Origin of the sequence: Escherichia sp. WS1368 (genome assembly GCF_046487485.1) — a bacterium.
GTDB lineage: Bacteria > Pseudomonadota > Gammaproteobacteria > Enterobacterales > Enterobacteriaceae > Escherichia > Escherichia coli.
Genome location: NZ_JBJQJI010000016.1, coordinates 62,567 through 83,358 on the forward strand (window position 1 = coordinate 62,567; position 20,792 = coordinate 83,358).

Genomic DNA, 20,792 nt, shown 5'->3' on the forward strand with positions numbered 1-20,792 from the left:
TCAGGAGAAGTAGTTCAACAAAGTCGCAATTACCGTACGCTGATTGACGGGCGACAGGTTGTAGAACAGCGGCAGGCGCAGCAGGCGCTCACTCTCTTTGGTGGTGTAGCGATCTTCACCGTGGAACTCACCAAAGCGTTCCCCCGCAGGGCAACCGTGCAGCGGAATGTAATGGAACACCGCCATGATTTCCGCTTCTTTCAGAAAGTTAATCAACGCGCTCCGGTCATCAATATCCCGCAGTTTAATGTAGAACATATGCGCGTTCTGCACGCAGCCAACGGGAATCGACGGCAGCTCGATACGCCCGGCTTTCGCCAGAGGTGCTAACGCATCGTAGTAGTTTTGCCACAGCGCCAGACGTTGCTGATTGATACGATCTGCTGCTTCCAGTTGCGCCCACAGGTACGCAGCTTGCAGATCGGACATCAAATAGCTGGAGCCGATATCGCGCCAGGTATATTTATCGACCTGACCACGGAAGAACTGGCTGCGGTTTGTGCCTTTTTCACGGATGATCTCGGCTCGTTCGATCAACGCTTTATCGTTAATCAGCGTCGCGCCGCCTTCACCGCCCGCCGTGTAGTTTTTGGTTTCATGGAAGCTAAAGCAGCCAATATGACCAATGGTTCCCAGTGCACGCCCTTTGTAAGTGGACATCACGCCCTGAGCAGCATCTTCCACCACAAACAGATTATGCTTTTTCGCCAACGCCATAATGGTGTCCATTTCGCAGGCCACACCCGCGTAATGGACCGGCACGATAACGCGCGTTTTGTCGGTGATCGCTGCTTCAATCAACGTTTCGTCGATGTTCATGGTGTCCGGGCGAACATCCACAAAAACGATTTTTGCGCCACGCAGCACAAAGGCATTGGCAGTGGAGACAAAGGTGTAGCTCGGCATGATCACTTCATCGCCAGGCTGGATATCGAGCAGCAGCGCCGCCATCTCCAGCGAAGCGGTGCAGGATGGCGTCAGTAACACTTTGGCGCTGCCAAAACGTTGCTCCAGCCACTGCTGGCAGCGACGGGTAAAACCGCCATCGCCACACAGTTTGCCACTACCCATTGCCGACTGCATATAGTCGAGTTCGGTTCCCACCACCGGCGGTGCGTTAAATGGAATCATGTGATCACCTGTATAACCAGTACGCGGTGCTTTCTACATTCGCACCACTTTGTATGTATCGTTTTAGCGCGGCGGTGTTGCCCATTTGGGTCGCCACCCGCAAAGTTGTTTTACCGCGAGCATACGCCCAGTTTAGCGCCGTTTGCATCAGCTCAGCACCTGCACCGCGTCCAGCCAGCAGGCCAATTCGCGCATCTGTCGCATTGAGTTCCCGTAAAGAGACATAGCCGCGAATAGCGCCGGACGCCGCACGTAAAATCAGACATTGATGATCAAAGGTGCCGCGCACGGCATTTTCAATCCACTGTGCATAAAAGCGACCGCTGGCGTCAGGCGCATACCACGGCGCACGAAAACGGCTTTGCGCAAATGCGGCGCTGGCTAACTGACGTAATGCGGGAATATCTGTCTCTTGTGCCACTTCTGCGCCGCTATCACCGACATTGTTCACGGGTAGCGCCAAATCAACTTCACCTTCTACCAGGGAGAATCCCAGCTGTTGCAGGGCATCCAGTTCACCCGTATTTGATGCCGCAATTTTGGCCTGCACCCGTGACCACGGCGCTAACGCGTCTGGCGTCAGGAGCGGTGCTTCAGACGTGATGCGCACGATGGCGCTGTTAACACCAAAGAAGGCGTTTTCCCAGGTTAGTGGCTCAATACTGGCGCGGACGGGCACGAAGTAACTCCAGCAGATATTGGCCGTAGCCAGTTTTCGCCAGCGAGCTGGCGGCGCGCTTCACGCCTTCGTCATCAAGCCAGCCGTTACGCCAGGCGATCTCTTCCAGGCAGGCAATCTTAAAGCCCTGGCGTTTTTCCACCGTCTGTACAAAGGTGCTGGCTTCAATCAGGCTGTCGTGAGTGCCAGTATCCAGCCAGGCAAATCCGCGCCCGAGCAGTTCAACGGTCAGGTTGCCCGCCTCGAGGTACATCTGGTTGATGGAGGTAATCTCCAGTTCACCACGCTCCGACGGCTTCACCAGCTTTGCGTACTCCACGACTTTACTGTCGTAGAAATAAAGCCCGGTCACCGCCCAGTTTGACTTCGGCTGTTTTGGCTTTTCTTCCAGCGAGATAGCGCGGAAATTGTCGTCAAACTCCACGACGCCAAAGCGTTCCGGATCCATCACCTGATAGCCAAATACCGTCGCGCCTTGCGTGCGCGCCGCAACATGACGCAACTTCGGACTGAAGCCCTGTCCGAAGAAGATGTTATCGCCCAGCACCAGACAAGAAGGTTCACCGTTGAGGAAGGTTTCACCGATGATAAAGGCCTGCGCCAGACCGTCCGGACTGGGCTGTTCGGCATATTCCAGCTGGATACCGAACTCACTACCATCGCCCAGCAGGCGCTGGAAATAACCTTTATCTTCCGGCGTAGTGATGATGAGAATTTCGCGGATACCGGCCAGCATCAGCACCGACAGCGGATAGTAAATCATTGGCTTATCGTAAATCGGCAACAGTTGCTTCGATACGCCGCGCGTAATCGGATGCAATCGGGTGCCGGAACCGCCCGCCAGGATAATACCTTTCATGTTTGCCTCCGCTGAAAATTAGCCTTTCAGACCTAAACGCTCGCCCTGATAGCTGCCGTCCTGCACCTGCTTCCACCAGCTTTCATTAGCCAGATACCACTGCACCGTTTTACGCATTCCACTTTCAAAGGTTTCCTGCGGCAGCCAGCCAAGTTCACGGGCAATTTTCGAAGCATCAATGGCATAACGCAGATCATGCCCCGGACGGTCAGCGACAAAGGTGATCAGGTCATGATAGTGCGCCACGCCGTGCGGCTTGTTCGGAGCCAGTTCTTCCAGCAGCTCGCAAATGGTTTCCACAACATCGAGATTCTTACGCTCGTTGTGACCACCAATATTATAGGTTTCACCGACTTTCCCGGTGGTCGCCACGCAATACAGCGCGCGGGCGTGATCTTCCACATACAGCCAGTCACGGATTTGCTGCCCGTTGCCATATACCGGCAGCGGTTTACCCGCCAGCGCGTTGAGGATCATCAGCGGGATCAGTTTTTCCGGAAAGTGGTAAGGACCGTAGTTATTCGAGCAGTTGGTGATAAGCGTCGGCAGACCATAGGTCCGCAGCCAGGCGCGCACCAGGTGGTCGCTGCTGGCTTTTGAAGCGGAATAGGGGCTGCTCGGCGCATACGGCGTGGTTTCGGTGAAGAAATCATCCGTCGAGTGCAGGTCACCATATACTTCGTCAGTGGAGATGTGATGAAAACGGAACGCTGATTTTTTATCTTCCGTCAGCGCATTCCAGTAAGCCCGCGCCGCTTCAAGCAATGTATAAGTCCCGACAATGTTGGTTTCAACAAACGCTGCCGGGCCGTCAATAGAACGGTCAACATGGCTTTCGGCTGCCAGATGCATGACACAGGCTGGCTGATGCTCAGTGAATACGCGCGCCAGTTCTGCCCGATCGCAGATATCAACTTTCTCAAAGGCAAAGCGCTCGCTTTGCGCGACCGGTGCCAGCGACATCAGGTTTCCGGCGTAGGTCAGCTTATCGACCACTACCACCGCATCGCTCGTTTCGTTGATGATATAACGCACCAGCGCCGAGCCAATAAACCCGGCACCACCTGTTATCAGAATCTTTCTCATCAGCGCCAGACTCCTTTGGCATCGACGACATACTGCTGATGGACGTTGTCGCCATTGATAACTTTGAACTGACTATGATCGACCAGCATCACCAGCACATCTGCCGTTGCCAGCGCCTCGTCAAGCTGCGCCAGAGTACAAAGCCCGGTCAGTTTCTTCGGCAACTGGTGGATGTTAGGCTCAACAACCAGCGTTTCGCCGCTGTGCCACTGGGCGATCAGTTCAGCGATTTCCATCGCCGGGCTTTCGCGCAGGTCATCAATATTCGGTTTAAACGCCAGACCAAAGCAGGCGATTTTCAGTTCACTGGCGCGTTTATCGGTAGCCGCCAGACAATCAGCCACCGCCGCTTTCACCTGATCGATAACCCAGAACGGTTTGTGATCGTTCACTTCGCGCGCGGTACGGATAAGCCGCGCCTGCTGCGGGTTCTGTGCCACAATAAACCACGGATCAACAGCGATGCAGTGACCGCCCACGCCAGGGCCAGGCTGAAGAATATTGACGCGAGGGTGACGATTCGCCAGGCGAATCAGTTCCCAGACGTTAATCCCCTGATCGGCACAAATCAGCGACAATTCATTAGCAAAAGCGATATTCACATCGCGGAAGCTGTTTTCGGTGAGCTTACACATTTCCGCCGTCCGCGAGTTAGTGACGACACACTCACCTTCGAGGAAAATCTTGTACAGTTCGCTGGCGCGGTCCGAGCAAACCGGCGTCATGCCGCCAATCACGCGATCGTTTTTAATCAGCTCGACCATTACCTGTCCCGGCAACACGCGTTCCGGGCAGTAGGCAATATTGACGTCAGCCTGCTCGCCCACCTGCTGTGGGAAAGTGAGATCTGGACGCATCTCTGCTAACCATTCTGCCATCTTCTCGGTTGACCCCACCGGCGAGGTGGATTCAAGGATCACCAACGCGCCTTTTTTCAGCACTGGCGCAATGGAGCGAGCAGCCGATTCAACGTAGGTCATATCTGGCTCATGATCGCCTTTAAACGGCGTGGGTACAGCAATCAGCCAGGCATCCGCTTCAACTGGCGTCGTGCTCGCTCGTAAAAAACCGCCTTCTACGGCAGTTTTTACGACGCTCGCCAAATCAGGCTCGACGATATGGATTTCGCCACGATTGATGGTATCAACCGCGTGTTGGTTGATATCGACACCAATCACCTGTTTTTGCCGTGAGGCAAACGCAGCTGCTGTAGGCAGCCCGATGTAACCCAGTCCGATAACAGAAATGGTCGCAAAACTCATAGTGATATCCGATTATTTTTTAACGCTTCCAGAATGCGAGAGCATGCCTGACCATCACCATACGGGTTATGGGCGCGGCTCATAGCTTGATATTCGTTTTCGTCTTTTAAAAGACGCGTCACTTCCTCGACGATTCGCTGCTTATCCGTGCCGACCAGACGTACCGTACCCGCCGTCACCGCTTCCGGACGCTCAGTGGTATCGCGCATTACCAGCACCGGTTTCCCCAGCGAAGGCGCTTCTTCCTGAATGCCGCCTGAGTCGGTCAAAATCAGCCAGGCGTGGTTCATCAGCCAGACAAACGGTAAATACTCCTGGGGATCGATCAGAATGACATTTTTCACATGCCCCAGAATGCGATTGACCGGCTCTCTGACGTTCGGGTTGAGATGCACTGGATAGACAATCTGGATGTCCTGGTGCGTGGTGGCGATGTTTGCCAGCGCATGGCAGATTTCTTCAAAGCCACGACCGAAGCTCTCACGCCTGTGACCGGTCACCAGAATCATTTTTTTATTGGGGTCGATAAACGGGTAATTTGCCGCCAGTTCTGAACGCAGCGTGTCGCTGCTCATCACCTGGTCACGCACCCATAACAGTGCATCAATAACTGTATTACCGGTAATGAAGATTCGGCTGTCAGCAACATTTTCACGCAGCAAGTTTTGCCGGGAAGTTTCGGTTGGAGAGAAGTGATACATCGCCAGATGCCCGGTCAATGTACGGTTAGCCTCTTCCGGCCACGGCGAATAGAGATCGCCCGTGCGCAGACCAGCCTCAACGTGACCAACAGGAATACGCTGATAAAACGCCGCCAGGCTGGTTGCCAGCGTTGTAGTAGTATCGCCGTGAACCAGCACGACGTCTGGTTTGAACTCGGCTAGAATTGGTTTTAGCCCTTCCAGAATCCGACAGGTTATCTCTGTCAGGCCCTGTCCTGGCTGCATTATGTTGAGATCGTAGTCAGGTACAATGGAAAAGAGTTTCAGCACCTGATCGAGCATCTCCCGATGCTGCGCAGTGACGCAAACTTTAGCCTCAAAAAAAGGATCTTTTGCCAACGCATGCACCAACGGAGCCATCTTGATGGCTTCCGGGCGCGTACCAAATACAGTCAGTACTTTCACATCGATTCTCTTCGAATAAGCGGCGAGCGCCTTTGCGCTCACCGCAGCAGTGTTGCTATTTCGAGCAACGGCGGGTTAATGCGACACCAGCCCCGATCAGCCCCCCGACAATGCCCCACATAATCATCAGGAAGGCACGACGTGGGCTATCGCGTTTTACCGGTTCTTCCGGCGTACGCAAATAGCGATAGGTCTGAAAACGCGGATCCAGGGTTGGACCAACATTCAGGGTGTTTAACATGGCCCGATTCTGATCATAGTCGAGATCAAAGGCCGGACCGACGGCCTGTAAATTTTCCAGTCGAGCCTGGAGCATTGGACGCCCAAGCAGGAACATTTCTGAATCAGGTAATTCCTCGGCAGGCACATCTGTCGCACTGCGCGAAATATTATGCTGCTCAGCAATTTTCAGCGCCTGTTCAATACTGTTCATCCGGCGGTCGTAGATGGCTTTCGCCACCTCTTCCTGACGCTTCACCTGTGCTTTCATCTGGATGGTACGCGCCGCCCATGCGCCTTTCAGCTCATCATTCAGATGGCTGGCTGCACGCTGGCTGGCAAAAGCAACATACTGACGTAACAGGTTATTAGCGTCAGGCGCGGTTTCGGCAATCAGCTTAACGCTGTCATTAACCGCGCGGGTGAAGTCACCGGGAATAAACACGATGTTGTTAATCATTTCATCCAGCAACGCCGCATCGGCTTTACTGTTGCCCACCATCCGCTGCTTGTAATAGTCGGTTTGCAGCCAGAACTCTCTGCGGGTATCCCACGAGGCCAGTTGCATAACAAACTCTTTATAGGCTTCGTCCATGACCGATGGTTGGTCGGCAGAAGCCATGTTTGAACGGACATCCAGGTTACGCAAAAATTGCTGCTGTGAGTAATATCCCCCCAGCATATTCACCGTTGGACGATCGGTAATCGCCGTCGAGCTCCACTCCTGACGAGCAAAAAACGTATACGCCAGCGCGATTAACGCAAACGCCAGCCCCATGCCAATAATCCATAGCTTCCCAGCCCACAAGGTACGAAACAACCCACGAATATCCAGTTCATTTTCAGCGTCTTCGGCCGGTTTCCCAGGCATTGGTTGTGTCATCACATCCTCATTTATTTGGTTAAATTGGGGCTGCCACCACGATTTCTACGCAGTCTGCGTTTTACGCGCTTAATAAAGCGAGCAACTTTCCAGGCACGCTTAATGCAATATCCATAGAGGAAGAATGCTAGCAAAAAGAGCACCAGCATGACCCACTCCGGGACAAAATGAGAATATTCTGCCAGCACCCCAATGGAGGCGAGCAGAGCTGCGGCAAGGGTAATCAGCACAAACGCCTGGCGGGAAGTAAACCCGGCACGCATGATCAAATGGTGAATATGCTGACGGTCAGGAGAGAATGGGCTCATGCCTTTACGCAGGCGACGGTACATAATCGCCACCATATCCATTAGCGGAATGGCGATTATCCACAAAGCGGTAACCGGGCTGATGGGATGGGTTTTGCCCTGGGTCGTTTCGAGCAGGATCCAGATAACGGTAAAACCAATCAGCGTACTGCCCGCATCACCCATAAAGACTTTGTAGCGGCGACCCAGGATACCAAGGTTAAGCATGATGTATGGCAGGATGGCGGCGATCATCGCGAAGCACCAGATTGCGAGGCTGGTTTGCCCGTCGAACCACAAAATCATACCGATTGCTGCAAACGAGACGCAGGACAACCCGCCCAGCAAGCCATCAATGCCATCAACCATGTTGAACGCATTAATGGCCGCCCAGACGGCAAATAGCGTCAGGAAGTAGCCAAACGGTCCGAGCACCATCTCCCAGGAGCCAAAGATATAACCCAGGCTACTGAGATAAAGTTTGCCGAACACCATCATAACAATGCCAACAGCGGCCTGTATGGTGGCACGGATTTTTACGCTGATATCAAAACGGTCATCCAGCGCGCCAATGAAAACAAGCACACCGGCACAAGCGAGATAGAGAGATGCATGCGGAATATAGTAATCGACAATTCCGAACGTGAAGCAAATCCCTGCGTAAACCGAAATCCCCCCAACGAGAGGTATCAATCCCTGGTGACGTTTGCGGAAGTTAGGTTTATCCACTAAACCGACTTTTTTTGCCACCTTACGGGCAAAAAACAGAAACAGTGTCGTGAATAAAAAAATACTGATGAGATCAGTACTCACTGTCAGTAAATTCACAATGCATGCTCTCAGAGAAAATTATTAGCAGAAGTATAACCACGAAGACCATTATTCAGAAGGGAAACTCTGCTCTGAACCCACCAACCTTGTGCAAAAAACAACCACGTGATTCGTGTTATGCGCAATAAACAAACATAACTCGTATTTGTTATAACGCCGTTAAGATTACAGATATAAAAACAAAACGCCACGTAAACACGTGGCGTTTTTGGCATAAGACAAATTTATGAGCGTTTCATCATTTCGAAGAAATCGTCATTGGTCTTGGTCATTGCCAGTTTATTAATGAGGAATTCCATTGCATCGATTTCGCCCATCGGGTGAATGATTTTGCGCAGGATCCACATTTTCTGCAGTTCTTCCTGAGTAGTGAGCAGCTCTTCTTTACGGGTACCGGAACGGTTGTAGTCGATTGCCGGGAAGACGCGTTTTTCAGCGATCTTACGAGAGAGGTGCAGTTCCATGTTGCCTGTACCTTTAAACTCTTCGTAGATAACTTCGTCCATCTTGGAACCGGTATCGATAAGCGCGGTAGCGATGATGGTCAGGCTGCCGCCCTCTTCCACGTTACGCGCCGCACCGAAGAAGCGTTTCGGACGATGCAGGGCGTTGGCATCCACACCACCGGTCAGCACTTTACCTGACGCCGGAACAACGGTGTTGTAAGCGCGCGCCAGACGAGTGATGGAGTCGAGCAGGATGATAACGTCTTTCTTGTGCTCAACCAGGCGTTTCGCCTTCTCGATCACCATTTCCGCAACCTGAACGTGGCGAGATGCGGGCTCATCAAAGGTGGAAGCAACAACTTCACCTTTTACCAGACGCTGCATCTCGGTTACTTCTTCCGGACGTTCGTCGATCAGCAGAACCATCAACACACAATCCGGGTGGTTGTAAGCAATGCTCTGAGCAATGTTCTGCAGCAGCATGGTTTTACCGGCTTTCGGCGGTGCCACAATCAGACCACGCTGACCACGACCGATAGGTGATGCCAGATCCAGTACGCGAGCAGTTAAATCTTCAGTAGAACCGTTACCACGTTCCATACGCAGACGAGAGTTTGCGTGCAGCGGGGTTAAGTTCTCAAAGAGGATTTTGTTGCGGGCGTTTTCAGGTTTGTCGAAGTTAACTTCGTTAACTTTCAGCAGCGCAAAATAGCGTTCACCTTCTTTCGGCGGGCGAATCTTACCAGAGATGGTATCACCAGTGCGGAGGTTGAAACGGCGGATTTGGCTAGGGGAAACGTAGATGTCATCAGGACCGGCGAGGTAGGAGCTGTCTGCGGAACGGAGAAAACCAAATCCATCCTGCAATATCTCCAGTACGCCATCACCAAAGATATCTTCGCCACTCTTTGCGTGCTGCTTCAGGATGGCAAAAATAATGTCCTGCTTACGCATACGAGCCAGGTTTTCCAGCCCCATATTTTCGCCGAGAGTGATCAGCTCAGAAACCGGCGTATTCTTTAATTCGGTAAGATTCATAGTGGTGTGAGTTCTTAAACTTGGGGTAAATCTCGAACTTAATGTTGTGAATGGTATGGCAGGATCATCCATGCCTGTTTACGGTCATCGACTCATGTCTTTTCGCTGCCTGGTCACAGGAGAGTACGCAGAACTGAAACGACAAGACGGATTGAGTGACGAGCCAGAAATCTGTTCACTTCGCATTTAAGATAAAACGGGAAGCGTTGGAAATTACAAGATTCAAACTTAATAAGGTATGTTTAATACGAAGTCAACACTAAGTTAGCATGACTCACGCCGGGCGTCCAGTTTTTAGCGACGGGGCACCCGAACATGAAATTCCCTTACGCCAGGTTAGCGTCGAGGAACTCTTTCAACTGACCTTTAGACAGTGCGCCCACTTTGGTTGCCGCCACTTCACCGTTTTTGAACAGCAGCAGAGTCGGGATACCACGGATGCCATATTTCGGCGCAGTGCCAGGGTTTTGATCGATGTTCAGTTTTGCAACGGTCAGTTTGCCCTGATATTCGTCAGCGATTTCATCCAGAATCGGGGCGATCATTTTGCACGGACCGCACCACTCTGCCCAGAAATCGACGAGGATCGCCCCGTCCGCTTTGAGTACATCCGTGTCAAAACTGTCGTCAGTCAGGTGAATAATTTTATCGCTCATATATAACTCCACAGGAATAAGCCTGGCGTGTTGGTTTCGTTGTTGGTGTAACATTAACCAACTAAAGGTTGACTTTATTTCACCGGATACGCTTTCGTAAAGCAATAGTAAGCTGATATTCTACCACACTATGAGCAAAACACATTTAACAGAACAGAAGTTTTCCGACTTCGCCCTGCATCCGAAGGTTGTAGAAGCCCTTGAAAAAAAAGGGTTTCATAACTGTACGCCCATTCAGGCACTGGCCCTTCCGCTGACGCTGGCGGGTCGTGACGTAGCCGGGCAGGCGCAAACCGGTACCGGGAAAACGATGGCGTTTCTTACGTCAACGTTTCATTATCTTCTCTCTCATCCCGCGATTGCCGATCGCAAGGTGAATCAACCGCGTGCCTTAATTATGGCACCGACGCGTGAACTTGCCGTGCAGATCCACGCCGACGCGGAACCGCTGGCGGAAGCTACCGGCCTGAAGCTGGGTCTGGCTTACGGTGGTGATGGCTACGACAAACAGCTGAAAGTGCTGGAAAGCGGCGTTGACATTCTGATTGGCACCACGGGGCGTTTAATTGACTACGCCAAGCAGAACCACATTAACCTCGGTGCCATTCAGGTAGTGGTACTGGACGAAGCCGATCGTATGTACGATCTGGGCTTTATTAAAGATATCCGCTGGCTGTTCCGCCGTATGCCGCCTGCAAACCAGCGCCTCAACATGCTGTTCTCCGCCACGCTTTCGTACCGGGTACGTGAACTGGCGTTCGAGCAGATGAACAATGCCGAATATATTGAAGTGGAACCGGAACAGAAAACGGGCCACCGTATTAAAGAAGAGCTTTTCTACCCTTCTAACGAAGAAAAAATGCGTTTGCTGCAAACGCTGATCGAAGAAGAGTGGCCAGACAGAGCGATTATTTTCGCCAACACCAAACACCGTTGTGAAGAGATCTGGGGCCACCTGGCGGCAGATGGTCATCGTGTCGGTTTGTTGACAGGTGATGTCGCGCAGAAAAAACGTCTGCGTATTCTTGATGAATTTACCCGTGGGGATCTGGATATTCTGGTTGCCACCGACGTTGCCGCGCGTGGCCTGCATATCCCGGCTGTGACGCACGTCTTTAACTACGATTTACCCGATGACTGTGAAGATTACGTTCACCGTATTGGTCGTACAGGTCGTGCAGGCGCAAGTGGTCATTCCATCAGCCTGGCATGTGAAGAGTATGCATTGAATTTGCCTGCTATTGAGACCTATATTGGTCACTCAATTCCGGTAAGCAAATACAATCCGGACGCATTGATGACCGATCTGCCTAAACCGCTGCGCCTCACGCGCCCGCGTACAGGCAATGGTCCGCGTCGTACTGGCGCTCCGCGTAATCGTCGTCGTTCAGGTTAAATAAAAAATGTCATACTCAAAATCATTCAAACTGTATCAAGATGGCAAGAGAATGAACCCCGATGAGCTTACTGTAGTAAGTGATTCAGGTGAAAGAATGCAGCCAACACAGAGACAGATTGAAGGATGAAGAGTATGGGTTCCACCTCGTCGCTGTATGCAGCCATTGATCTCGGTTCGAATAGTTTTCATATGCTGGTTGTGCGCGAGGTGGCTGGAAGCATCCAGACGCTGACGCGAATTAAACGCAAAGTGCGTCTGGCTGCTGGCCTGAACAGCGAAAATGCCCTGTCTAATGAAGCAATGGAGCGCGGTTGGCAATGTTTGCGCCTGTTTGCTGAACGTCTGCAAGATATCCCTCCCTCGCAAATTCGCGTTGTCGCTACGGCGACATTACGACTAGCCGTCAATGCGGGTGATTTTATCGCCAAAGCACAGGAAATCCTTGGCTGCCCGGTACAAGTCATCAGCGGTGAAGAAGAAGCCCGCCTGATTTATCAGGGGGTGGCCCACACAACAGGCGGTGCCGATCAGCGCCTGGTGGTGGATATAGGCGGTGCCAGTACTGAACTGGTAACCGGCACGGGTGCACAAACCACCTCGTTGTTCAGCCTGTCGATGGGCTGCGTCACCTGGCTGGAACGCTATTTTGCCGATCGTAATCTGGCGCAGGAAAATTTTGATGCTGCAGAAAAAGCGGCACGCGAAGTGTTACGTCCGGTTGCCGATGAATTACGGTATCACGGCTGGAAAGTGTGCGTTGGCGCTTCCGGCACCGTGCAGGCGTTACAGGAAATCATGATGGCACAGGGGATGGATGAACGCATTACCCTGGAAAAGTTGCAGCAACTGAAACAACGCGCCATTCATTGCGGTCGGCTGGAAGAGCTAGAGATTGACGGGCTGACGCTGGAACGTGCGTTAGTGTTCCCGAGTGGTCTGGCGATCCTGATAGCCATTTTTACCGAACTGAATATTCAGTGTATGACCCTGGCGGGCGGTGCGCTGCGTGAAGGCCTGGTCTACGGTATGTTGCATCTTACCGTCGAGCAGGATATTCGCAGCCGTACGCTGCGTAATATTCAGCGCCGCTTTATGATCGATATTGATCAGGCACAGCGCGTAGCCAAAGTTGCGGCTAACTTCTTCGATCAGGTGGAAAATGAATGGCATCTTGAAGCAATAAGCCGCGATTTGCTCATCAGCGCCTGCCAGCTTCATGAAATCGGCCTGAGCGTTGACTTCAAACAAGCGCCGCAACACGCTGCTTATCTGGTACGTAATCTGGATCTTCCCGGTTTTACCCCCGCACAGAAAAAATTGCTGGCGACGCTACTGCTCAACCAGACGAATCCGGTCGATCTCTCATCGCTGCATCAGCAAAATGCCGTACCGCCGCGCGTCGCAGAACAACTCTGCCGTTTACTCCGCCTGGCCATCATTTTTGCCAGCCGTCGTCGTGACGATCTCGTGCCAGAGATGACATTACAGGCTAACCATGAACTGTTGACCTTGACGCTTCCGCAAGGTTGGTTAACCCAACATCCGCTGGGTAAAGAGATTATTGATCAGGAAAGCCAGTGGCAGAGCTATGTCCACTGGCCGCTGGAAGTGCATTAATGAGTAAGTGTCGGATGCGATGCTGACGCATCTTTTCCGGCCTTGATTATTTCCCTCGTTTTGCCGCCATCATCGCTTTCAGATTCGCCAGATGGCTTTGCCCTTTCTGCATCCGTTCTTCGGCGCTGACCACTTTACGCTCCTGTTCCCAAATCAAATCATCCTGCGGCAGCTCCAATAAGAATCGGCTTGGTTCCGGGCGCACCAGTTCGCCGTACTGACGGCGTTCTTTACACAGCGTAAAGGTCAATTCCTTCTGGGCACGAGTAATGCCGACATAGGCCAGCCGCCGCTCCTCATCGATATTATCTTCATCGATGCTGCTCTGGTGCGGCAAAAAACCCTCTTCCATACCGACCATGTAGACATAAGGAAACTCCAGCCCTTTCGACGCGTGCAGAGTCATCAGTTGTACCTGATCCAGCTCTTCCTCGCTCTCGCCGCGCTCCATCATGTCGCGCAAAGTAAAGCGCGTCACCACCTGGGTGAGCGTCATCGGCTCATCCAGTTCGCTGCCTTCCAGCATCTCCGTCATCCAGCTAAACAGTTGGTTGACGTTCTTCATGCGCATTTCGGCAGCTTTCGGGCTGGGCGATGTTTCGTACAGCCAGGATTCATAATCCATGCCGTGGATCAGATCACGCACCGCGGCAATCGGCTCCCGCTCCGCCAGGCGCTGGATTTCTGCCAACCAGTGAGTGAAGCGGGTCAATGCTTCATAACCACGTCCGCTAAGCGTCTGACTCAGGCCCATATCAAAGCTGGCGGTAAACATGCTTTTATTGCGCGTCATCGCCCACTCACCCAGCTTTTTCAGCGTCGCCGGGCCAATCTCTCGCTTCGGCGTGTTAACGATACGCAGAAATGCGCTGTCATCGTCCGGGTTAGTCAGCACGCGCAGATAAGCCAGCAAGTCCTTGATTTCAGGACGAGAGAAAAACGACGTACCACCAGATATTTTGTACGGGATGCGGTTTTGCATCAGGAATTTTTCAAATACCCGCGACTGATGGTTGCCGCGATAAAGAATGGCATAATCTTTGTACTGCGTTTTATTGACGAAGTGATGCGCGATCAGCTCGCCGGTGACTCTCTCGGCTTCATGTTCTTCGTTATTCGCGCTTAAAACTTTTAGCTCCGCGCCATAGCCCAGTTCGGAGAACAGACGCTTTTCAAAGACGTGCGGGTTATTGGCAATGAGGATGTTCGCCGCTTTCAGAATACGTCCGGAAGAGCGGTAGTTCTGCTCAAGCTTAATCACCTTCAGTGCCGGGAAATCCTGACTCAGCAGCACCAGGTTTTGCGGACGTGCACCGCGCCAGGAGTAGATCGACTGGTCGTCATCGCCAACTACGGTAAAGCGCGCGCGGCTGCCCACCAGCAGTTTCACCAGTTCATACTGGCTGGTGTTGGTGTCCTGATACTCATCCACCAGCAGGTAGCGAATTTTGTTCTGCCAGCGCTCGCGGACTTCTTCATTGCGTTGCAGCAGTAACGTCGGCAATAAAATCAGATCATCGAAATCGAGAACGTTACAGGCTTTCAGGTGTGCATCATACAGCCCATAACAATGGGCAAAAATACGGTCCCGCTCGCCAATCGCACTGGCTGCCGCCTGGGACGGTGTTTTGAGATCGTTCTTCCAGTTAGAGATGGTCGAAATCAGCTGTTGCAGGAGGACTTTGTCATCTTCAATCAGCCCCTCGGTCAGCTCTTTAAGCAAAGCAAGCTGATCGGTATCGTCAAACAACGAGAAGTTTGCTTTCATCCCAAGCGCCGCATACTCGCGTTTGATGATATCCAGCCCCAGTGTGTGGAAGGTGGAGATCATCAGCCCACGCGCCTCTTTGCGACCCAACGTCTGCCCGACACGCTCTTTCATCTCGCGCGCCGCCTTATTGGTAAAGGTCACCGCCGCGATATGTCGCGCCTGATAACCGCAACCGCGGATCAGATGGGCGATTTTATTGGTGATGACACGAGTTTTACCGGAACCCGCGCCTGCCAGCACCAGGCAGGGGCCGGTAACGAATTCGACAGCTTGTTGTTGGCCGGGGTTTAGACGCATAGGTGTATTGCTCAATCTTCGAACGGGGGGGAGGATTGTAGCAGAATCGCATTTGAATGTGACCGAGTGAAAACCGCTAACCGGATGGCTGCGGATGTTTAAATCAGAGAGGGAAGGCCGAAACCGGAGTTCATCATGAATCCATTAGACTTAGAAAATATCGGGTCGTAACGTTGTGTTATTACTTTTTCAGAGTTTACTAAGGAGAGGTTTACTCGTGGCGATTAATTTCAGCCCCAAGGTTGGTGAAATACTGGAATGCAACTTTGGTAACTATCCTGTTAGCCAGAATGGACAGTTCAGCACGACGTATTACGATGGCCGCATTCCACCTGAGATGATAAAAAATAGGTTGGTTGTCGTGCTCAACGGAAAAATTAATGGCAACGCATGTATCGTCGTTCCATTATCAACCACTCGCGACCATGACAAGTTAAATCGTGGAATGCATGTTGAAATAGCCAGTAATGTTATCAATGACCTGCAATTCTTTGATCAGCAGATACGTTGGGCTAAAGCCGACCTGGTACAACAAGTCAGTCGAAACCGATTAAACAGAGCAAGGACTTATCGGGGGTATCTTAATCAATGTTTGCCACATGAGTTGGTTGCAGACATACAGAGGGCAGTCATCAAGTCAATCAATGCCATATCGCTCATAAATTGACAATAAAATCACCATACCCGATAATGACTCTGTAGCCCATAGAGGCCCTAAGTTTTCTCCCCTTGAGGGACCTGCGAAGCCCGGATTTTCCGGGCTTTTGCCATATATGTCCCCCCTCCCTGACTGACAATGTTTAATTCAAGGCACGATCATGGCAAAAACAGCAGCAGCACTGCATATCCTTGTAAAAGAAGAGAAACTGGCTCTGGAACTTCTCGAGCAGATTAAGAACGGTGCCGATTTCGGCAAGCTGGCGAAGAAACACTCCATTTGCCCGTCAGGTAAACGCGGTGGTGATTTAGGTGAATTCCGCCAGGGCCAGATGGTTCCGGCGTTCGATAAAGTGGTTTTCTCTTGTCCGGTACTGGAGCCAACCGGTCCGCTGCATACCCAGTTCGGGTATCACATCATTAAGGTGCTTTACCGTAACTAACAGCAAGGCCTTCTCCGGGAGAAGGCCTTGAACTCTGAATCGCACTTAACCTGCAACAGCAATACGTTTCATATCCGTCATATAGCCGCGCAGTTTCTTACCTACCTGCTCAATCGCATGACTGCGAATCGCTTCGTTCACATCACGCAACTGCGCGTTATCTACCGCACCTTCCGGAATAGCTTTACCCAGGTCGCCCGGTTGCAGCTCTGCCATAAACGGTTTCAGCAGCGGCACACAAGCGTAAGAGAACAGATAGTTACCGTATTCAGCGGTATCAGAAATAACCACGTTCATTTCATACAGACGCTTACGGGCGATGGTGTTGGCAATCAGCGGCAGTTCGTGCAGTGATTCATAGTAAGCAGACTCTTCGATGATGCCGGAATCAACCATGGTTTCAAACGCCAGCTCAACGCCCGCTTTTACCATCGCGATCATCAGTACGCCTTTATCGAAGTACTCCTGCTCGCCGATTTTGCCTTCATACTGCGGCGCGGTTTCAAACGCGGTTTTGCCGGTTTCTTCACGCCAGGTCAGCAGTTTCTTATCATCGTTGGCCCAGTCCGCCATCATGCCGGAGGAGAATTCGCCGGAGATGATATCGTCCATATGTTTCTGGAACAGCGGTGCCATGATCTCTTTCAGCTGTTCAGACAGCGCGTAAGCACGCAGTTTCGCCGGGTTAGAGAGACGGTCCATCATCAGGGTGATGCCGCCCTGTTTCAGCGCTTCGGTGATGGTTTCCCAACCGAACTGAATCAGTTTTTCTGCGTATGCCGGATCGGTGCCTTCTTCCACCAGCTTGTCGAAGCACAGCAGCGAGCCAGCCTGCAACATACCGCACAGAATGGTTTGCTCGCCCATCAGGTCAGATTTCACTTCCGCAACGAAGGACGATTCCAGCACGCCCGCACGGTGACCACCGGTTGCTGCCGCCCATGCTTTAGCGATCGCCATACCTTCGCCTTTCGGATCGTTTTCAGGGTGAACGGCAATCAGCGTCGGTACGCCGAATCCACGTTTGTACTCTTCACGTACTTCGGTGCCTGGGCATTTCGGCGCAACCATGACTACGGTGATGTCTTTACGGATCTGCTCGCCCACTTCGACGATGTTGAAACCGTGCGAGTAACCCAGCGCCGCGCCGTCTTTCATCAGTGGCTGTACGGTGCGCACTACATCAGAGTGCTGCTTGTCCGGCGTCAGGTTAACCACCAGATCCGCCTGCGGGATCAGTTCTTCGTAAGTACCAACTTTAAAACCGTTTTCGGTCGCTTTACGCCAGGATGCGCGCTTTTCGGCAATCGCTTCTTTACGCAGAGCGTAGGAGATATCGAGACCAGAATCACGCATGTTCAGGCCCTGGTTCAGACCCTGTGCGCCACAGCCGACGATGACTACTTTTTTACCCTGAAGGTAGCTCGCGCCATCGGCGAATTCATCGCGCCCCATAAAGCGACATTTGCCCAGCTGTGCCAGCTGCTGGCGCAGATTCAGTGTATTGAAGTAGTTAGCCATGGTGATTCCTCGTGATGTTGTGCTTCTTATTGTTCGGTTCGCGTTTGCGAGATTGAATTCACTATATGACAGGAAATTTATTGCGGAAATTGATATATTCACAACATCACATTGCAATTTCTGCAACGCCAACATTGAGGGCTGCGCCATTGGATTTACGCGATCTGAAAACCTTCCTGCATCTGGCGGAAAGCCGCCATTTTGGCCGTAGCGCGCGGGCAATGCACGTTAGCCCGTCTACGCTTTCGCGACAAATACAGCGCCTGGAAGAAGATCTCGGTCAGCCGCTGTTTGTGCGTGATAACCGCACGGTAACGCTGACGGAAGCGGGCGAAGAACTGCGCGTTTTCGCCCAGCAAACGCTGTTGCAATATCAGCAATTGCGTCACACCATCGATCAGCAAGGGCCGTCGCTCTCTGGCGAATTACATATCTTCTGCTCGGTGACCGCTGCCTACAGCCATCTGCCGCCGATTCTGGATCGCTTCCGCGCGGAACACCCGTCAGTGGAGATCAAACTCACTACCGGTGATGCGGCCGATGCGATGGAAAAGGTGGTCACTGGCGAAGCGGATCTGGCGATTGCGGGGAAACCGGAAACCTTACCCGGCGCAGTGGCGTTTTCGATGCTGGAGAATCTGGCGGTGGTGCTGATTGCTCCCGCGCTGCCCTGCCCGGTGCGTAATCAGGTATCTGTCGAAAAGCCCGACTGGTCTACAGTGCCGTTTATCATGGCCGATCAGGGACCGGTACGCCGCCGCATTGAACTGTGGTTTCGGCGTAACAAAATCAGCAACCCAATGATTTACGCCACGGTTGGCGGGCATGAAGCGATGGTATCGATGGTGGCGCTCGGCTGTGGCGTGGCGCTGTTGCCGGAAGTGGTGCTGGATAACAGCCCGGAACCGGTGCGTAACCGCGTGATGATTTTAGAGCGCAGTGATGAAAAAACGCCGTTTGAGCTAGGCGTGTGTGCGCAAAAAAAGCGGCTGCATGAGCCGCTGATTGAGGCATTCTGGAAGATTTTGCCGAACCACTAACCCGCCAAAAAGAACCTGAACGCCGGGTTATTGGTTTCGTCGTGGCAATCGTAGCCCAGTTCATTCAGCCGGGTTTCAAAATCCGGTTCATGATCGCCAAGCTCGAACGCCGCCAGTACGCGCCCGTAGTCGGTACCGTGGCTGCGATAATGGAACAGCGAGATGTTCCAGTGCGTACCCAGCGTGTTGAGGAAGCGCAGCAGCGCGCCCGGTGATTCCGGGAATTCGAAGCTGTAGAGGCGTTCCTGCAACGGATGCGATGGACGCCCGCCAACCATATAGCGCACATGTAGCTTCGCCATTTCGTCGTCGGAGAGATCAACCACGCTGTAGCCACCGTCGTTGAGCATCTGCAAAATTTCTTTGCGCTCTTCGAGACCGCGGCTCAGGCGCACGCCGACAAAAATGCAGGCGTTTTTGGCATCAGCAAAGCGGTAGTTGAACTCGGTGACCGAGCGCCCACCAAGTAACTGGCAGAATTTGAGGAAACTGCCCTTTTCTTCCGGAATGGTCACCGCCAGTAACGCTTCACGCTGTTCGCCCAGTTCGCAGCGTTCCGAGACGTAGCGCAGACCGTGAAAGTTCACGTTGGCACCGGAAAGAATATGCGCCAGCCGTTCACCGCGAATGTTGTGCTGGGCGATGTATTTTTTCATCCCCGCCAGCGCCAGCGCGCCGGAAGGTTCCGCCACCGCGCGCACATCTTCGAATAAATCCTTCATCGCCGCACAGATCGCATCACTATCGACGGTGATGATGTCGTCGAGATACTCCTGGCATAAACGGAAGGTTTCGTCGCCGATGCGTTTTACCGCGACACCTTCGGCGAACAGTCCCACGCGGGGCAGATCAACGGGATGACCCGCATCCAGCGCCGCTTTCAGGCAGGCGGAATCTTCCGCTTCCACGGCGATTACTTTGATTTGCGGCATCAGTTGTTTGATCAGCACCGCCACACCCGCTGCCAGACCGCCGCCGCCGACCGGTACAAATACGCGGTCGAGATGGGCGTCCTGCTGGAGCAGTTCCAGCGCCAGCGTGCCTTGCCCGGCGATCACCATCGGATGGTCGAACGGCGGTACCCAGGTGAAACCCTGCTGCTGTGACAGTTCGATCGCTTTCGCTTTCGCTTCATCGAAATTTGCGCCGTGAAGCAGCACTTCGCCGCCAAAGCCGCGCACCGCATCAACTTTGATATCGGCGGTGGCGGTTGGCATGACGATCAGCGCCTTCACGCCTAACCGTGCGGAAGAAAACGCGACACCCTGCGCGTGGTTACCTGCAGAAGCGGTAATCACGCCGTGCGCTTTTTGTTCTTCCGTCAGGCCCGCCATCATGGCGTATGCGCCGCGCAACTTAAAGCTATGAACTGGCTGGCGATCTTCGCGCTTCACCAGAATCACGTTATCGAGACGCGACGACAGTTTTTCCATTTTCTGTAGCGGCGTGACCTGCGCCGCTTCGTAGACCGGCGCGCGCAGCACCGCTCTTAAATATTCGGCACCTTCCGGGGTACCGGACAGGGGTTGCGAGTCAGCCATTA

General features: G+C 52.7%; 19 protein-coding genes. 5 read left to right on the forward strand and 14 right to left on the reverse strand.

What is annotated here, in order from left to right:
* The 11 genes from rffA to trxA form a co-directional block, all read right to left on the reverse strand.
* Positions 1 to 1,131 (reverse strand): dTDP-4-amino-4,6-dideoxygalactose transaminase, encoded by a 1,131-nt coding sequence (rffA, locus tag ACJHYD_RS20550; RefSeq protein ID WP_001551966.1) that lies wholly within the window; start codon positions 1,129 to 1,131, stop codon positions 1 to 3.
* 4 nt (positions 1,132 to 1,135) lie between these two features.
* Positions 1,136 to 1,810 (reverse strand): dTDP-4-amino-4,6-dideoxy-D-galactose acyltransferase, encoded by a 675-nt coding sequence (gene rffC, locus ACJHYD_RS20555; protein ID WP_001145185.1) that lies wholly within the window; start codon positions 1,808 to 1,810, stop codon positions 1,136 to 1,138.
* Positions 1,788 to 2,669, reverse strand: coding sequence for a glucose-1-phosphate thymidylyltransferase RfbA (gene rfbA, locus ACJHYD_RS20560; protein WP_000676062.1), 882 nt, complete (start codon positions 2,667 to 2,669; stop codon positions 1,788 to 1,790). Before rfbA ends, rffC begins: the two co-directional genes overlap by 23 nt.
* Before the next feature lie 18 nt (positions 2,670 to 2,687).
* Positions 2,688 to 3,755, reverse strand: coding sequence for a dTDP-glucose 4,6-dehydratase (rffG, locus tag ACJHYD_RS20565; protein WP_001551965.1), 1,068 nt, complete (start codon positions 3,753 to 3,755; stop codon positions 2,688 to 2,690).
* Entirely contained in the window at positions 3,755 to 5,017 is a 1,263-nt protein-coding gene (gene wecC, locus ACJHYD_RS20570; RefSeq protein ID WP_001551963.1) for a UDP-N-acetyl-D-mannosamine dehydrogenase, read from the reverse strand. Before wecC ends, rffG begins: the two co-directional genes overlap by 1 nt.
* Entirely contained in the window at positions 5,014 to 6,144 is a 1,131-nt protein-coding gene (gene wecB, locus ACJHYD_RS20575; protein WP_001551962.1) for a non-hydrolyzing UDP-N-acetylglucosamine 2-epimerase, read from the reverse strand. Before wecB ends, wecC begins: the two co-directional genes overlap by 4 nt.
* Before the next feature lie 55 nt (positions 6,145 to 6,199).
* Positions 6,200 to 7,246, reverse strand: a complete 1,047-nt coding sequence (gene wzzE, locus ACJHYD_RS20580) for an ECA polysaccharide chain length modulation protein (RefSeq protein ID WP_001314258.1) — start codon at positions 7,244 to 7,246, stop codon at positions 6,200 to 6,202.
* Between the two features lie 11 nt (positions 7,247 to 7,257).
* Entirely contained in the window at positions 7,258 to 8,361 is a 1,104-nt protein-coding gene (gene wecA, locus ACJHYD_RS20585) for a UDP-N-acetylglucosamine--undecaprenyl-phosphate N-acetylglucosaminephosphotransferase (protein ID WP_001050960.1), read from the reverse strand.
* Between the two features lie 227 nt (positions 8,362 to 8,588).
* Positions 8,589 to 9,848 carry a transcription termination factor Rho gene (rho, locus tag ACJHYD_RS20590; protein WP_001054527.1) on the reverse strand — a complete coding sequence of 420 codons (1,260 nt, stop codon included), beginning with the start codon at positions 9,846 to 9,848 and terminating at the stop codon, positions 8,589 to 8,591.
* Positions 9,849 to 9,932: 84 nt separating this feature from the next.
* Positions 9,933 to 10,034: a rho operon leader peptide RhoL gene (gene rhoL / locus ACJHYD_RS20595; RefSeq protein WP_001295255.1), complete on the reverse strand. Its 102-nt coding sequence runs from the start codon at positions 10,032 to 10,034 to the stop codon at positions 9,933 to 9,935.
* A 140-nt stretch (positions 10,035 to 10,174) separates the two neighbouring features.
* Positions 10,175 to 10,504: a thioredoxin TrxA gene (trxA, locus tag ACJHYD_RS20600; protein WP_001280776.1), complete on the reverse strand. Its 330-nt coding sequence runs from the start codon at positions 10,502 to 10,504 to the stop codon at positions 10,175 to 10,177.
* Between the two features lie 130 nt (positions 10,505 to 10,634).
* Between trxA and rhlB the strand changes: the two genes are divergently transcribed.
* Positions 10,635 to 11,900 carry an ATP-dependent RNA helicase RhlB gene (rhlB, locus tag ACJHYD_RS20605; RefSeq protein ID WP_000047499.1) on the forward strand — a complete coding sequence of 422 codons (1,266 nt, stop codon included), beginning with the start codon at positions 10,635 to 10,637 and terminating at the stop codon, positions 11,898 to 11,900.
* Between the two features lie 135 nt (positions 11,901 to 12,035).
* The gene (gene gppA / locus ACJHYD_RS20610; RefSeq protein WP_001366744.1) at positions 12,036 to 13,520 is read left to right on the forward strand and encodes a guanosine-5'-triphosphate,3'-diphosphate diphosphatase; all 1,485 of its coding nucleotides are present in this window, start codon (positions 12,036 to 12,038) and stop codon (positions 13,518 to 13,520) included.
* A gap of 46 nt (positions 13,521 to 13,566) precedes the next feature.
* Here gppA and rep read toward each other — a convergent pair whose 3' ends face one another.
* Entirely contained in the window at positions 13,567 to 15,588 is a 2,022-nt protein-coding gene (gene rep, locus ACJHYD_RS20615; RefSeq protein ID WP_001238886.1) for a DNA helicase Rep, read from the reverse strand.
* 217 nt (positions 15,589 to 15,805) lie between these two features.
* Here rep and ACJHYD_RS20620 point away from each other — a divergent pair, with 217 nt between their 5' ends.
* Both ACJHYD_RS20620 and ppiC read left to right on the forward strand, forming a co-directional pair.
* The gene (locus ACJHYD_RS20620; RefSeq protein WP_000996698.1) at positions 15,806 to 16,255 is read left to right on the forward strand and encodes a type II toxin-antitoxin system PemK/MazF family toxin; all 450 of its coding nucleotides are present in this window, start codon (positions 15,806 to 15,808) and stop codon (positions 16,253 to 16,255) included.
* Between the two features lie 151 nt (positions 16,256 to 16,406).
* Positions 16,407 to 16,688 (forward strand): peptidylprolyl isomerase PpiC, encoded by a 282-nt coding sequence (ppiC, locus tag ACJHYD_RS20625; protein WP_001140258.1) that lies wholly within the window; start codon positions 16,407 to 16,409, stop codon positions 16,686 to 16,688.
* A gap of 45 nt (positions 16,689 to 16,733) precedes the next feature.
* Here ppiC and ilvC read toward each other — a convergent pair whose 3' ends face one another.
* Positions 16,734 to 18,209, reverse strand: coding sequence for a ketol-acid reductoisomerase (gene ilvC / locus ACJHYD_RS20630; RefSeq protein ID WP_000024951.1), 1,476 nt, complete (start codon positions 18,207 to 18,209; stop codon positions 16,734 to 16,736).
* A gap of 149 nt (positions 18,210 to 18,358) precedes the next feature.
* On the opposite strand from ilvC, the gene ilvY reads away from it, so the two are divergent.
* Entirely contained in the window at positions 18,359 to 19,249 is an 891-nt protein-coding gene (gene ilvY / locus ACJHYD_RS20635; protein WP_000365783.1) for an HTH-type transcriptional activator IlvY, read from the forward strand.
* On the opposite strand, the gene ilvA is transcribed toward ilvY, so the two are convergent.
* Entirely contained in the window at positions 19,246 to 20,790 is a 1,545-nt protein-coding gene (gene ilvA, locus ACJHYD_RS20640) for a threonine ammonia-lyase, biosynthetic (RefSeq protein WP_000785613.1), read from the reverse strand. The two genes, ilvY and ilvA, sit on opposite strands and share 4 nt — an antisense overlap.
* Between the last annotated feature and the right edge of the window lie 2 nt (positions 20,791 to 20,792).

Coding starts and splice junctions, on each gene's coding strand:
- rffA (WP_001551966.1), bottom strand. CDS start 1,131: ATGATTCCATTTAACGCACCGCCGGTGGTGGGAACCGAACTCGACTAT.
- rfbA (WP_000676062.1), bottom strand. CDS start 2,669: ATGAAAGGTATTATCCTGGCGGGCGGTTCCGGCACCCGATTGCATCCG.
- rffG (WP_001551965.1), bottom strand. CDS start 3,755: ATGAGAAAGATTCTGATAACAGGTGGTGCCGGGTTTATTGGCTCGGCG.
- wecC (WP_001551963.1), bottom strand. CDS start 5,017: ATGAGTTTTGCGACCATTTCTGTTATCGGACTGGGTTACATCGGGCTG.
- wzzE (WP_001314258.1), bottom strand. CDS start 7,246: ATGACACAACCAATGCCTGGGAAACCGGCCGAAGACGCTGAAAATGAA.
- rho (WP_001054527.1), bottom strand. CDS start 9,848: ATGAATCTTACCGAATTAAAGAATACGCCGGTTTCTGAGCTGATCACT.
- rhoL (WP_001295255.1), bottom strand. CDS start 10,034: ATGCGAAGTGAACAGATTTCTGGCTCGTCACTCAATCCGTCTTGTCGT.
- trxA (WP_001280776.1), bottom strand. CDS start 10,504: ATGAGCGATAAAATTATTCACCTGACTGACGACAGTTTTGACACGGAT.
- rhlB (WP_000047499.1), top strand. CDS start 10,635: ATGAGCAAAACACATTTAACAGAACAGAAGTTTTCCGACTTCGCCCTG.
- gppA (WP_001366744.1), top strand. CDS start 12,036: ATGGGTTCCACCTCGTCGCTGTATGCAGCCATTGATCTCGGTTCGAAT.
- rep (WP_001238886.1), bottom strand. CDS start 15,588: ATGCGTCTAAACCCCGGCCAACAACAAGCTGTCGAATTCGTTACCGGC.
- ppiC (WP_001140258.1), top strand. CDS start 16,407: ATGGCAAAAACAGCAGCAGCACTGCATATCCTTGTAAAAGAAGAGAAA.
- ilvC (WP_000024951.1), bottom strand. CDS start 18,209: ATGGCTAACTACTTCAATACACTGAATCTGCGCCAGCAGCTGGCACAG.
- ilvA (WP_000785613.1), bottom strand. CDS start 20,790: ATGGCTGACTCGCAACCCCTGTCCGGTACCCCGGAAGGTGCCGAATAT.